At 39.7% G+C, this 13551-nt stretch carries 14 protein-coding genes; 7 read left to right on the forward strand and 7 right to left on the reverse strand.

Features of this window, described 5'->3' with window-relative positions:
• Nucleotides 1–92 precede the first annotated feature (92 nt).
• The 3 genes from OLD84_RS18225 to aroD form a co-directional block, all read right to left on the reverse strand.
• A complete protein-coding gene (locus OLD84_RS18225; protein WP_209463394.1) occupies nt 93–1145 on the reverse strand; it encodes a Delta(5) desaturase DesA in 1053 nt (350 codons plus the stop codon).
• A 243-nt stretch (nt 1146–1388) separates the two neighbouring features.
• Nucleotides 1389–2522, reverse strand: a complete 1134-nt coding sequence (locus OLD84_RS18230; protein ID WP_209463393.1) for an MFS transporter — start codon at nt 2520–2522, stop codon at nt 1389–1391.
• A 218-nt stretch (nt 2523–2740) separates the two neighbouring features.
• Nucleotides 2741–3499 (reverse strand): type I 3-dehydroquinate dehydratase, encoded by a 759-nt coding sequence (aroD, locus tag OLD84_RS18235; protein ID WP_209463392.1) that lies wholly within the window; start codon nt 3497–3499, stop codon nt 2741–2743.
• Between the two features lie 256 nt (nt 3500–3755).
• Here aroD and OLD84_RS18240 point away from each other — a divergent pair, with 256 nt between their 5' ends.
• The 7 genes from OLD84_RS18240 (at nt 3756) to OLD84_RS18270 (ending at nt 9721) form a co-directional block, all read left to right on the forward strand.
• On the forward strand, nt 3756–4391 hold the full coding sequence (locus OLD84_RS18240) for an NUDIX hydrolase (RefSeq protein WP_209463391.1): 636 nt from the start codon (nt 3756–3758) through the stop codon (nt 4389–4391).
• Nucleotides 4392–4815: 424 nt separating this feature from the next.
• Nucleotides 4816–5775, forward strand: a complete 960-nt coding sequence (locus OLD84_RS18245) for a PstS family phosphate ABC transporter substrate-binding protein (RefSeq protein WP_209463390.1) — start codon at nt 4816–4818, stop codon at nt 5773–5775.
• A gap of 98 nt (nt 5776–5873) precedes the next feature.
• On the forward strand, nt 5874–6821 hold the full coding sequence (gene pstC, locus OLD84_RS18250) for a phosphate ABC transporter permease subunit PstC (RefSeq protein WP_209463389.1): 948 nt from the start codon (nt 5874–5876) through the stop codon (nt 6819–6821).
• A gap of 1 nt (nt 6822) precedes the next feature.
• A complete protein-coding gene (gene pstA, locus OLD84_RS18255; RefSeq protein WP_209463388.1) occupies nt 6823–7707 on the forward strand; it encodes a phosphate ABC transporter permease PstA in 885 nt (294 codons plus the stop codon).
• A 26-nt stretch (nt 7708–7733) separates the two neighbouring features.
• Complete coding sequence (pstB, locus tag OLD84_RS18260; protein WP_209463387.1) at nt 7734–8558, forward strand: phosphate ABC transporter ATP-binding protein PstB; 825 nt, start codon at nt 7734–7736, stop codon at nt 8556–8558.
• Nucleotides 8559–8938: 380 nt separating this feature from the next.
• The gene (locus OLD84_RS18265) at nt 8939–9487 is read left to right on the forward strand and encodes a hypothetical protein (RefSeq protein ID WP_209463386.1); all 549 of its coding nucleotides are present in this window, start codon (nt 8939–8941) and stop codon (nt 9485–9487) included.
• Nucleotides 9488–9583: 96 nt separating this feature from the next.
• The gene (locus OLD84_RS18270; RefSeq protein WP_209463385.1) at nt 9584–9721 is read left to right on the forward strand and encodes a hypothetical protein; all 138 of its coding nucleotides are present in this window, start codon (nt 9584–9586) and stop codon (nt 9719–9721) included.
• A 54-nt stretch (nt 9722–9775) separates the two neighbouring features.
• Here OLD84_RS18270 and OLD84_RS18275 read toward each other — a convergent pair whose 3' ends face one another.
• The 4 genes from OLD84_RS18275 to OLD84_RS18290 form a co-directional block, all read right to left on the reverse strand.
• The gene (locus OLD84_RS18275) at nt 9776–10939 is read right to left on the reverse strand and encodes a toxic anion resistance protein (RefSeq protein ID WP_209463384.1); all 1164 of its coding nucleotides are present in this window, start codon (nt 10937–10939) and stop codon (nt 9776–9778) included.
• Complete coding sequence (locus OLD84_RS18280; protein ID WP_209463383.1) at nt 10936–11580, reverse strand: 5-bromo-4-chloroindolyl phosphate hydrolysis family protein; 645 nt, start codon at nt 11578–11580, stop codon at nt 10936–10938. Before OLD84_RS18280 ends, OLD84_RS18275 begins: the two co-directional genes overlap by 4 nt.
• A 660-nt stretch (nt 11581–12240) precedes the next feature.
• Nucleotides 12241–12885 carry an SDR family oxidoreductase gene (locus OLD84_RS18285; protein ID WP_209463382.1) on the reverse strand — a complete coding sequence of 215 codons (645 nt, stop codon included), beginning with the start codon at nt 12883–12885 and terminating at the stop codon, nt 12241–12243.
• Nucleotides 12886–13032: 147 nt separating this feature from the next.
• A complete protein-coding gene (locus OLD84_RS18290; protein ID WP_209463381.1) occupies nt 13033–13368 on the reverse strand; it encodes an MGMT family protein in 336 nt (111 codons plus the stop codon).
• Between the last annotated feature and the right edge of the window lie 183 nt (nt 13369–13551).

Consider the following 13551-nt stretch of genomic DNA (forward strand, 5'->3'; position numbering starts at 1 on the left):
TTATGCGAATGGGAAAGTTATTGTGCTTTCATTTTATCAAAAATACGACCATCCAATACTGTTCGTTGGATGGTCGCTTTTTCATAACGTATTTATTTTTCCTGAAAGCTCGATGGCCGTTGCCCCAGGTCCAGATTTAGTTTTCTTTTTTTTAACAGATCTTTAATTTCTTTAAAACTTACAAACGTTTTATTCGTCTCATCATACAGCCTGAAACGAATCGATTTTAAACTAGATGCTAGTGTAATGGTTGTTGCTTGTTGTAATGGTGGAGTTGATTCATGTGCTGTTTCCAGGTTATAATTCGGCACTCTGGGACTGAGGTGATGAACATGATGATAACCGATATTGCCGGTTAACCACTCTATTACTTTTGGTAGCTTATAATAGGAACTTCCATCAACAGCAGCTTTTACAAAATCCCACTCATCCTCATTTTCAAAGTAAGAATCCTCGAACTGGTGCTGGACATAAAATAGCCATATCCCAGCGGCACCCGCTATAAATAGAATCGGCAATTGAATGATTAAGAAAGCCTGCCAGCCGATTGCCCAAATCAAAAGTCCATATATAACCGCAACCGATGCATTGATCAAGTACGTATTCAATCGTTCTTTTCGTTTTGCTCCTTTACGATTGAAACGATTCGATATGAGGAAAAGGTAAATCGGGCCTAAACCGAACATAACAATGGGAGTTCGATACAGACGATAAGCTAACCTGCCCCAAAAAGATGCTTCTACATATTCATCAACTGTCATCACCCATACATCCCCTGTACCACGCTTGTCTAAATTACTACTCGTCGCATGATGGATCGCATGACTCCTTTTCCATTTTTCAAAAGCGAATAATGTAATAATCCCGGTAATCGTACCAACTACCCGATTCGCCTTACCACTTTTGAAAAAAGAACCGTGTGTGCAATCATGGAAAATAATAAAGGTTCGAACGACAAACCCTGCCGCTATCACTGATAAGGCTAAGCTTAGCCATATTGAGATGGACAAGCTTTGGTATGCAAGAAACCATATCAGGATAAACGGGATTATTGTATTGATTAGCTGAATGATACTAGCCTTCATATCTGAATTCGCAAAAGGTGTGACACTTTTTCTTAATTGAGCTTGTTTTTGTTTACTCATATAACTTACACCCTCCAAGATAGGAAATTTCTTATGATTAAATATCTCTATCTTTATCATAGGGATAAATTTAAATTTTAAACAGACACAAACGTCAAGGATAGAGTATGACAAGTGTCATATAGGTAGGTGCCTGTCACTTCCCGGTTTTTGGCGCTTTTTGTCGAATCCACAAATGTTCATATACATAAAAATAGGTGCTTAACAGACATCCTGCTAAGCACCTATTTACGATTCGGACGATTATTTCTTCCGGCCTGACATAACAAGTAAAACGACGCCAATTCCCAGTATAATGGCTGCACTTGATGTAAATGGGAGTCCAAACATTTCAGCTGTTGCTCCGGATATAGTGGACCCAACTACCGATCCAAGAGAGAAAAAGGCGTAAAAGATACCATATGCTTTCCCACGATTAACTTTCGTGGAAACCTCTGAAACGATTTGATTCATCGAAGGAAATATAAGCGCAAATCCAACACCGTAAATGACCATTAATAAAATACCTACCCACAAAATGGCTATAAAATTCAAGAAGAAATGTACCAACCCAATAATAACCAGTCCTGTGATTACTAAATTAATAGGAGGAAGTTTTTCATAAATTCGATTAACCGGACTTAAAAAGATGATGATTGCAACAATCCCAAATGTACTTAAAAGCATCCCAGTTGTAGCGGAGTCTAGCCCCATTTCATCAACTTTTAAAGGCAGTGCAAACGCCAATGTTCCATTACTTATCATTAATCCAAAGGCTGCGAGAGATGCCTGTATCAGCAATGGCTCTTTTAGAAGTGGCAAAAAATGCTTTAAAGCAACTTTGTTTCTTTCACGAGAAGTAAAAGATTCTTCAACGAATTTCACTAATAATACGGAAGTGATAAGGAATAGTACCGCCACTAACCAGAATACATAGTCAATCTGGGCTCTAGCGGCCATAATACCACCAACGGCCGGCCCAATAATCGCCGCTATACCAATACAACCACCGGTCCAGGCCATTGCCTTGCCTCTTGATCCTTTCTTAGTCTGATCTCCCACATAAGCAAATGCTGCTGGAATCAAAACACCTCCGGCAATCCCATGAAGCAGCCGAATAACAAAAAGCTGTTCACCTGTCTGTGCAAATGGATAAAAGAATAGAATAAATGCACCACTTAGCATCCCTGCAAGCAGGACTTTCTTACGACCAAATCTATCAATAAAATGACCACCAAATATATTACCAGCCATATTAGTAAGCGAGTAAATCGCAACAATTGATCCCGCCAAAAAATGCGAAGCACCTAATTCAAGTGCATATGGCGTAATAATCGGCAGTTGAATAAATGTATCTAAAAATGAAACCATAATAATAAAATATAGAACTATCGTCATCCTAAAATCCCTCTCTTTCCTTCCCTATTATACATCACGAAAAGTATAAATTCGCTGGATAAAATTCAACAAATTTTAGAATGCGAATTACATGTTTAGAAAATGTGGCATTCGTTGCTTTTTCTACTCGCACTCGCTATCGGCAATAAAAAACGTATGTCAGGCTCGAAAGACCTGACATACGCATCATGTTCATAATGATTCATTCACTGAGCTAGTTATTTCCAATCGCCAACCGTTTCCTGTGTCATTTCAATTATCTGCTTCAATTTATCTATTGGGATTTGCCCTGGTGCAGAGCGTTGCACGCCTATGCCAAATGTCATGATTGACCCATACGCCCAGCCTACTATTCTACTCAAACTACCGATGTCCCCCATTGACATTGTTATAATAGGTATACGTAAATCGTCATCCATTTCTTTTGTTACGTTAAGTAATAGTAACACATCATCTTTATGCTCAGGCATGACAGCTACTTTAGCAATATCAGCACCGTAAGATTCAGACTTTATTGCTTGTTGCATGATGGTTTCGTTCTCCGGTGTAAAATCAAAGTTATGATAAGATAAGATTAATTTTTTATTATGGGACTTTGATATTCTTCGTAGTTCCTTAATATGCTCAGGATCATTGGATACTTCAAAGTCAATACTATTAACAGCTGGGCTTTTACATAGCTCACTTAATAAATGAACCTTTTCATCCTCTGTTAGCGAAATTTTTTGCCCACCTTCCCGTTCAGAACGAATAGTAACAATCATAGGCTTGTTACTAATAGAGGAAATTTCCTCCGCTATCATTAAAACATAATTGACATGATGAATGTCTTTTAGGAAATCTGCGCGCCACTCAATTACGTCTGGTTGTTTCGGAATAACAGTGTTCAGCTCATCACGTATTTCTTCTTTGTTTTTTCCGGTTAGAGACGTACATATATAAGGCGGTTTTTTATGTGTGAAAATATCCATTGTCATCGAAAGGTAACTCCTTTTTTTAGCAGTAAGAAAGTATAAACTTCCTCCTGTATAAGTGCGGGCTTGGGAACTCGCCATTAAAGGCTTGACGAATGCCAAATCTTCTAATCTATCTACATTACACTAATGTTATCATTATCGTAACTTGGATTTCTTATTATTGCAATAATTATAAGCCGATTTAGTTCTGAATTTCTAACAATATAGTAGAATAGAGTATAGTAGAATTTGTATGTTGTTATATGGAGGTGATGGGATGAACCTATCAAGCATTACTAAAAAATTGCAGAATAGAAGTCCCTCTATTCTTGGGCAAGATGAACTTCAGAAGTCCGCCATACTGCTCCCACTTATTCAAGTGGATAATGAAACGCATATTTTATTTGAAGTTAGGTCGATGAAAATGCGTAGACAACCAGGTGATATTTGTTTCCCTGGTGGCAAAATTGATAAAGCCGACAAGACCCCTAAACACGCTGCAATCCGGGAAACCACAGAAGAATTAGGGATTGATGAATCTGCTATTGGGGATGTTATTCCACTTGATTATATCGTGCATGACGCTGGGCGAATGATCTATCCATTTATCGGCACCCTTAAAAACGTTGAAAAAATCACGCCAAGCGAAGCTGAAGTAGAAGAAATTTTCACTGTTCCACTGGACTATTTCCTCCGAACAAAACCGGATATCCATAAAGTTGATATCAAAATCGAACCTGATAAAGATTTTCCATTTGATTTAATTGTTGGTGGCAAAAATTACAACTGGCATGCACGTCAAATCGATGAAATCTTTTATAAATATGATGGAAAAGTCATTTGGGGATTAACAGCAAAAATACTAAGGCACTTTTTAAGCTTACTGGACAAAGACAATAACGATATCAAGTAACACTATGTTTATCAATTATGAGCCAAAGGACTGGATCCGATTTATTTATACTCGGATCCAGTCCTTTTTTTGATAAGAACGTTTGAAACGTTCCTATCTGCTCACTGGCTAAAACTGTCACGTCCTGGGGCTGCGCGTAAATGTTCGCCCCACCGAAAACATTTGGGACTGCGCGTAAATGCTCATCCCACCGCAACCATTTGTGCGTCGTAAGTGGGCGTTGGCATGCACCTAAAGGCTTGGTCAATACCGGTTTTTTCAAAAAGTATAGAGTGAAATACAAGCTTCAACCCTCTTCACGTCTCCCTTCTTGTAAAATTAACACTATCTTTACACTATCTACATACTGACTTAACATTCACCTATTATACTAGCAAATGAGGGTGGACATCGCCCAAAAATAATTAAGGGGAGGACATTATTTATGAGTTTCAAGAAGGTTTCGTTTTTTCTAGTAGTAGTAACCATGGCAGTTCTAATCGCAGCTTGTGGGGGAACAAGTGCAGAAGAAGGTTCAGATGAAAGTTCAGAAGAATTCGGTGATAACGTGGTTATAGATGGATCAGGAACGGTTTATCCTTTAATGTCCCGATTAGCTGAGGAGTACATGGTAAATGAACAACCAGACGTATCTGTTGAAGTAAGTCGTGCAGGTACAAGCGCTGGATTTGATAGATTTCTAGAAGAAGACGGCACAGACTTTAATGATGCTTCACGTCCAATTGCAGAAGATGAACAAGCGGCTGCAGAAGAACTTGGATTTGAACCAATGGAGTTAAAGGTAGCCTTAGATGGCTTAACGATGGTTATCCATCCTGATAATGACTGGGCAACTGAAATGACGGAACAAGAGGTTATTGACATTTTCCTTGCAGATAGTGATGTTACTACCTGGGATGACGTTAATTCTGAATGGCCTGATGAAGAAATCAGCAAAATGGGGCCAAATGAAAACCACGGTACGTATGAATTCTTTTATGAAGAAATTTTAAATGAACAAGATTTGGATCAAAATACGAATCTGCAGCAAGAATATTCAACACTGGTTAACTTAGTCGGAGAAGACGTAAATGGGATTGCATTCTTTGGCTTTGGTTACTACGTAAATAACCAAGATGACCTGCAGGCTGTAAGCATTGATTTCGGGGACGGGCCGGTGGAACCATCACTAGACACAATTGATGAAGAAGGTGACTACGCTGACTTTACTCGCCCTGTATTCACGTACTTAAATGTTGAGAATGCTAAGGAAAAACCACAGGTATTAGACTACGCTTTATATATTGTAAATAACGCAAATGACTTTGCTGGAGAAACTGGATTCGCACCAATTCCTGAAGATGAAATTCAAGAATTAGCTGAAGAATTAGAAGCGCTTCAATAATAGTACTAGATTCTTATAACAGAGGCAACTAAGGTGGGGGGGCTTGAACGCACTCCCGTCTTATTGTCCTTTACAAAGCCTGAAAGGAGCTCCGAAAATTGGCAGCAAACAGCGAAAGTAACCGTGTAAATGTCAAGGAAATGATTAACAAAAATAAAAACGGGAAAAACATGTCCAATCTAACGGACGCTGTTGTTCCAGCGATCCTATTCATGATTGCATTGATCTCCGTACTTACAACAATCGGTATCATTTACACGTTATTATCTGAGGCAATCGAATTTTTTAGGCGGGTACCTATTTGGGATTTCTTTACGGGCACAGTGCTGCGGCCATTAAGCCAGAACCCAGAGTTCGGTATATTACCTCTAATAAACGGAACCATCATTTCTTCTCTAATAGCAATCTTTGTAGCAGGACCTATCGGCATTATGACAGCTGTTTATTTGAGTGAATATGCGACAGACAAATTAAGAAGAACATTAAAACCTATGCTCGAAATACTGGCAGGTATCCCTACAATTGTTTATGGATTTTTCGCATTTACATTTGTCACACCAGTAATAAGAGCTATTTTTCCAGCAGTTGAAGCAACGAACATCCTTAGCCCAGGCCTTATAATGGGAGTTATGATTATTCCAATGATTGCATCGCTTTCTGAAGATGCTATGACATCCGTACCAAACTCAATGCGTGAAGGCGCGCTTGCTTTAGGCGCTACCAAACTCGAAATTACATTCAAGGTCGTTATTCCAGCAGCTCTGTCGGGAATTATCTCTTCCTTCGTGCTAGGTATTTCCCGGGCAATCGGGGAAACAATGATTGTCACTATTGCTAGTGGAAGCTCCAAGAATTTCACGTTTGACATCACGCAATCGATGCAAACGATGACCGCGTATATCGTTGAAGTAGCTGGTGGGGACGCGCCTGCCGGGTCGACGATCTATTACAGTTTATACGCTGTCGCTCTAACATTATTTGTTTTTACGCTCATGATGAATCTACTTGCAAGGTATGTCTCTCGTAAATTCAGGGAGGAATATTAATATGAAATATGTTGATGCATCACTAGTTAAAAAGAGACTAAACACGAGGCTACTAAAAAACAGCCTATTTAAATCACTGTTTTTCCTAGCCACATTATTCGGTCTTGTGGTCCTCGCTGTCTTAATCATTCGTGTGGTGACACAAGGCATTGGGTGGATCGATTGGAACTTTCTTACAGGAAGATTATCAACGGATGCTGATCGTGCCGGCATTATGGGGCCCCTACTTGGAACGTCCTGGTTAATGCTTGTCGTTATTCCGGTTACGTTGTTTTTAGGAGTCGGTACAGCCATTTACCTGGAATTATATGCAAAAAAAGGAAAGTTACAGTCCATCATTGCAACAAACATCTCAAACCTGGCGGGTGTGCCCTCCATTGTTTATGGACTATTAGGGCTAACCGTCTTCGTCCGGGCAATGGACTTTGGAAATGTCGTATTAGCCGGTGGTCTGACCCTGTCCCTGCTCGTACTTCCTATTGTCATTGTTTCAGCGCAGGAAGCAATCCGGGCAGTTCCAGACCATTTAAGTGAAGCATCTTACGGAATGGGAGCTACCAAATGGCAAACGGTTAAGAACATCCTATTACCTACAGCATTACCTGGTATTTTAACCGGAGCAATATTAGCACTGTCCCGCGCCATCGGGGAAACAGCTCCACTGACGGTGCTTGGAATTCCAGCGCTATTACTTCCCTTCCCGGAAGGACTATTTGACACATTTACAGCACTACCAATGCAGATTTACTATTGGACATTAGACTCGTCCCTTGTTGATGAATATGCATATTTGGCATCTGCAACCATTATCATATTGCTCGTATTAATGTTCCTGTTGAACGCTATTGCCGTATTTATAAGAAATAAGTTTCAGCATCGGTATTAATTTTATAAAAGGAGTGTTGAAAAATTATGAGCCCAGTATTAGAACAGAAAGTAGAGCTAAAATTAGTAGGTACGGAGGATTCCACGGATCTGAATAAAAAAAGCGTCTATGACACCAATGACCTAAACCTATGGTATGGTGATACGCACGCATTAAAAGATATTAATTTGTCTATCTATGAAAAGGAAGTAACAGCAATTATCGGGCCTTCAGGCTGCGGAAAGTCCACGTTTATCAAGACATTAAATCGCATGGTGGAACTCGTCCCGAGCGTTCGAACAAGTGGGAATATAACGTATAAGGACAAAAACATTCTCGATAAGTCCTTTAAAGTAGAGGACTTACGAACACGAGTGGGAATGGTCTTTCAAAAGCCGAACCCTTTTCCAAAATCCATTTACGACAATATTGCATACGGCCCGAAAATCCACGGCATCCGGAATAAGAAAATTTTAGATGAAATTGTCGAACAAAGCCTTCGCCGTGCTTCCATCTGGGATGAGGTAAAAGATCGACTGCATGAAAATGCATACGGGCTTTCAGGCGGGCAACAGCAACGTCTATGTATTGCTCGTTGCTTAGCCATAGAGCCTGAAGTTATTTTAATGGATGAACCGACATCCTCCCTTGACCCGAAGTCTACACTACGAATTGAAGAGCTTGTTCAGGATCTTAAAAAAGAATATTCCATTATCATTGTTACACACAACATGCAGCAGGCTGCCCGCATCTCAGATAAAACAGCCTTCTTCTTACATGGAGAAGTGATTGAATTTGATAAAACAGATACGATTTTTAATAATCCAGTTGACAGTCGTACAGAGGATTATATTTCTGGGAGATTTGGGTAAGAGAGGATTACATTTCTGCCGGTTACGCTACCTACCACAAACATTAAAGAATAACGAAAAATGACTATCAATTTGCTGCATGCTAATTTGATGGTCTTTTTTTGTTGGTTTATTCGAAATTTTGGTTAACTATTTATTGAAACTGTAATTTAATTTTTTCCACAAACTTTAGGTAACAATAGACAATGTAAGTCTACATTTTAACCTACCATTTCGTATGCTAATTGGCATACATAAAAATATCGATAAATTGGTAATGCTCTATTACCCTTGATTTTGCAATCTGTTCTGAATATTTATGTTAAAATAAATATAGATATTGTGAATAGTTATCGTAATTTAAAATAAGCAGGATAGTTATTCAAGCAGGGGGATTGAAAATGGAAATAATAGGAACTAACAATGACATCAATTTTGCCGTTACCAATCAGTTTGATAGCAAATATCTTAATCCTATAATTTTGAATTTACTATATAAAGCAAACAACGATTGGGATGATTATAATGAGCTATACCATTGTTGTCAATTAATTGAAAACATTAACAGAAATAATAATATGGAAGTGGATTACCATGTAATGATCAAGGATAAAAATTATATAGGGATTGCTCTGGTAAGTAGAGGATCAATCGACTTTAATTCGTTTTTTAAACAACCTATCTTAGTAAGTGAAAATACAAATGAAATACTAATATTTAATTATTTTCATATCTGCCAAGAAGGAAGAGGAAACGGAGAAAGATGGTTAAAAGAAATAATTATGCCCTATTATAACTTTAAGAAGTATAAGGCAATTTATTTGAAATCAAGTCATCCAAAATCATTTTCGCTGTATAGTCGTTTAGGTGTCGAAATAGGAAGTTATGAAAATAATAGTGATAATCATCTGATGTCAAGAAAAGGAAAGATCTTTAAGATCCCCCTTTAAAAAGTGGTGTACAGTTGGAGGAATGAGCCTCCCAAACATTGCACAAACTATCTCTTAGTGAGAAACATCATTTGATATAACTGGGAGGTAGAAACGTTGCAGAAAAACAAAAAGAAGGAAAAAGCCACGATCGTTTCCAATGAGGCCGTTCACGGCAAACCCCATCTTGATATAGATCGTACGATTAATATAGGCGCATTAGATAATCATGTTCATCGCAAAGATAAACTATAAAAGAACAGAAGCTTGGACAATAAGACATTGCCCAAGCTTTTTGTGTGCGCTCCACTACTTCAATTCAAGCAGCTTCCCTTTCAACTCATTTTCCATCGTGGCTAATTCTTTTTCTGCTTGCTGGCGTTTCTCTCTTCCTTCTGATTGAATCTGCATGGTTTCTTCAATGGTCGTGACCAAATCTTCCTGCGTTTTCTTTAATGTTTCAATATCGACAAGGCCGCGCTCATTTTCCTTTGCCGTTTCAATGGAATTGGTTTTCAGCATTTCTGAATTTCTTTCGAGTAATTCATTCGTTGTATTGGACACCTGTTTCTGCGCTTCAACCGCATGTCGCTGGCGAATAAGTGTGAGTGCAATTGCTATTTGGTTCTTCCATAACGGGATCGCAGTCAAGATAGATGATTGAATTTTTTCGACCAATGCCTGGTTCGTATTTTGGATGAGGCGAATTTGCGGCGCACTTTGTGTGGTGATTTGCCTGCTTAATTTCAAATCATGCATACGTTTATCAAGTCGCTCGACAAATTGCATTTTATCGTTTACCTCCTGAACATCCATCTGATCCTGACTCTGTTCCGCTTGTTGCTTCAGCTTTGGAATGGATTTATTCTCCAGTTCCTCCAGTTTCACTTCACCCGCAGCAATGTATATATTTAACGCCTCGAAATAGTCTTTGTTTTTATCAAACACTTCTTGAAGCGTGTCGTTATCCTTTGTTAATGCACTTTTATAATGATCCAGTTTGACACTGATTCGATCAATTTGCGCACCCGTTTTTTGATGTTTTGAGAGAACTTCATTTACCGACCCTTGCACTTTTCCAAAAATACGGGATAATAGACCTCGCTTCTCCGACCGCAATTCTTCTGGATTTACTTGCTCCAATTTTTTCATTAAATCTTCCAGTATCGCGCCAATTTCTCCGACATCATTATGTTGGAGGTGCTCTAGCATCGAATGGGAAAAGTTCAGCAGTTTGTTCTGAGCCTCTGTTCCAAATTGAGTAATAGCCTGGTAGTTATCTGAATCAATCTGTTCTGCCAACTGAATGGCTTTTTGCCTGCTTCCTTCATCCAATAAATCAAACTGCCTTTGTGGCTTGTCCCGTTCATCTGGGACGTTCGTAGCTTGTGTGGCATTTTCAGTATTACCAAACGGATTTGACAGTAAATCTTCTATTTCTTTAGGTCGTTTCTGTTCAGTTTGATCATTCATTTTAAAGGCCTCCTGTCAGGTTTTTTCCATCTGTTTATAGATTGCTTAGCCACATCCAGTTCAAAATCCAATGTATTCAAGTCATCATTTAGCATGATTTGCAAGTCTTTTTTTACCGTTTCATTCATGATCGCTATCGTATGACGGGTGTTCTCTAATGACTTGTCCATCTCATTGGTTTTCGATGGCTGCTCGGATAGATAAGCATACTTTTCGGTTAATGCTACAAGGGAATCCAAATGTTCATAGTAAAAGGCTTCTGCTTTATAAAAGCGCTTCGGCTCCTTTTTTGTGTTCGAGTAAATCTTTCGTACCGTGACCAGAATTTCAAAATTTTGCTTTGCATGCCCGAAACTACCAACTTTCCGTAATGACCGATTCAGGCGTGTTATCTTTTCTTTTGCTTCCTTCAAGTTTTTATCAATATATTTATACTCGCTACGACTGAGACCATTTTCTCGCCGATAGCGAAAATTCGTAAGCTGTTTCATGGAAATATAGACAGCAACACCACTGATCATGGCATATAGAGTAGCCATCCAGATTGTCTGATCCAAGGCCAACAGACTAATCAGCCCTATCAATACAACTACAGAAGTAGCGGACATCGTTCGTAATACAAATTGAAGAAATGCTTTCATATCTCCCAGCTCCTATATTAGATCGTAATTAGATCGAAAAAATTCACACCTTATAGTCCGTGTTCAAAAAGGAGGATAAAAAGGACCGCGTCGGCTAAAGTCACAGGCGTCCTGCCTGTAACGCCGACACTAGCACGTCCTGTGCGTCGAAAGTTCGAGGCGGCGTAGCTTTGAGTACCGGGCTTTTTGAACATCCTCTTATATACGATAAAAGTCGACAAAAGGTTTCACCTTTATTGTAAGGGAGAAACAGACCTGATGCAAAGCAGAAAGAAAAAAACGATCGATAAAGTAGAGCTTCATTCAGTGGGGGTTTGTTGTCCGTTAAACTGCGATAAATAAACAAAAGCGCAAGCGCCGGTTTAGCAACGTACAAACTGGAGCACTTCGCAATGAGATAAAGGAAACACGACGAACGAAGGGAGTCGATGTTGACTTTCACCACAAGGGTATAAGTGCGACTTTACTTCTGCCTACGCCTGCCGGCTTGGCAATCAGTAAGTCTTCTTTATCGTAGTGGAGGAGTGTGAAGTTTGATAGTTGCTGGGCGCTGGAGCTGGACGTGGCTATTCCAGTATATAAGTTATCCACTGCATTTAAATTTTATAGTTTCCTATGCATAAACAAAGGCAAACAGCAGCACTGTTTGCCTTTGTTTATTTATACGTTTTTCAAAGCTTCTGCAATCTCCGTCTCGCCTGAAATGAGGTCAAATGCGCGCTTTTGCGTGTTTTCCTCGGTTAAGGCTGATATAGCTGTTCGTGCAACGTCCTCACGTGGAATGTCACCTCTGCTCAAGCTATCTGCTACTGCAATTTTTCCAGTGCCCGGTTCGTTTAAAAGGCCACCCGGTCGGAGGATCGTATAGTTTAAATTGCTTGCTTCTAGCATTCTATCTGCATAATGCTTGGCTGCCGAATAATGGGCAATCTTTTCCGGCCAATTTTCTCTGTTATTGGACTGGATCGCGCTAATCATGATAAAACGTTTCGCTCCAACTTGCTCTGCGGCTTCCACAGATTTAACTGCACCATCAAGATCGATTAAAATGGTTTTATCCGCTCCCGTACTACCCCCGGATCCAGCTGTAAATATAACCGCATCACAACCTTTGGCTGCTTCTGTAATTCCGTCCACACTGCCTTCCAGGTTCGTCACAACGGCTTCTATACCAGACTCTTTTAAGGTCTCTGCCTGTTCAATTTTGCGTACCATTGCTTTAACTGTATGATCATTACTGCTTTGCAGTTGATCGACGATATGTTTCCCAATTTGTCCGTTTGCACCAATTACAAGAACTTTCACGTGGCATATCTCCTTTTATATTGGTCTATATTTTCAATTATTTCACAATAGTAACCCCCTATCAAGCAAAGGGTTTCGAATAAGGCTGTTTTCTAAAAGACTGAAACTGGGACTGCACTTACTCGTCCCAACGAAAAGAGCCTTCAATTAAGGAGTATCTCCTTCATCTAAAATCACATCCGGATGAAATTGGTACGTACCCAAATCCACGTTTCCTGTCTCGCTAACCTCTATGCCTTCATCCTCCAGCATCGACTTCTGATTCATGATTCCTTCCTCACTTTTCAACGCAATCTGCCCCTTCACGTTAATGACACGATGCCATGGCAAGTCATGTTTTCGGCTCATGGAATGTAGAATGCGAACGACCTGACGTGCCGCGCGTGGGCTACCCGCAGCACGGGCCACTTGCCCATATGTCATCACCAGTCCTTCGGGGATTTGCTGGAGTACTGTAATGACGTTCTCTGTGAATGGTTTCATATCTTCAAACTCCTACTTGGTCTATGTATACAGGATAACCTTCCTATCTATTATATCTTGATGTGAATCCAGCGCAATCCCCCCCTAGGTAAAATCCGATAACCAAAAAGGAACAAAAGCGCAAGCGCCCGTTTAGCAACGTACAAACTGCGCCCGCACATCGCGGGTGGTTCAACGTTGCCA

The sequence above is a fragment of the Virgibacillus natechei genome, from assembly GCF_026013645.1.
Classification (GTDB): domain Bacteria; phylum Bacillota; class Bacilli; order Bacillales; family Amphibacillaceae; genus Virgibacillus_L; species Virgibacillus_L natechei.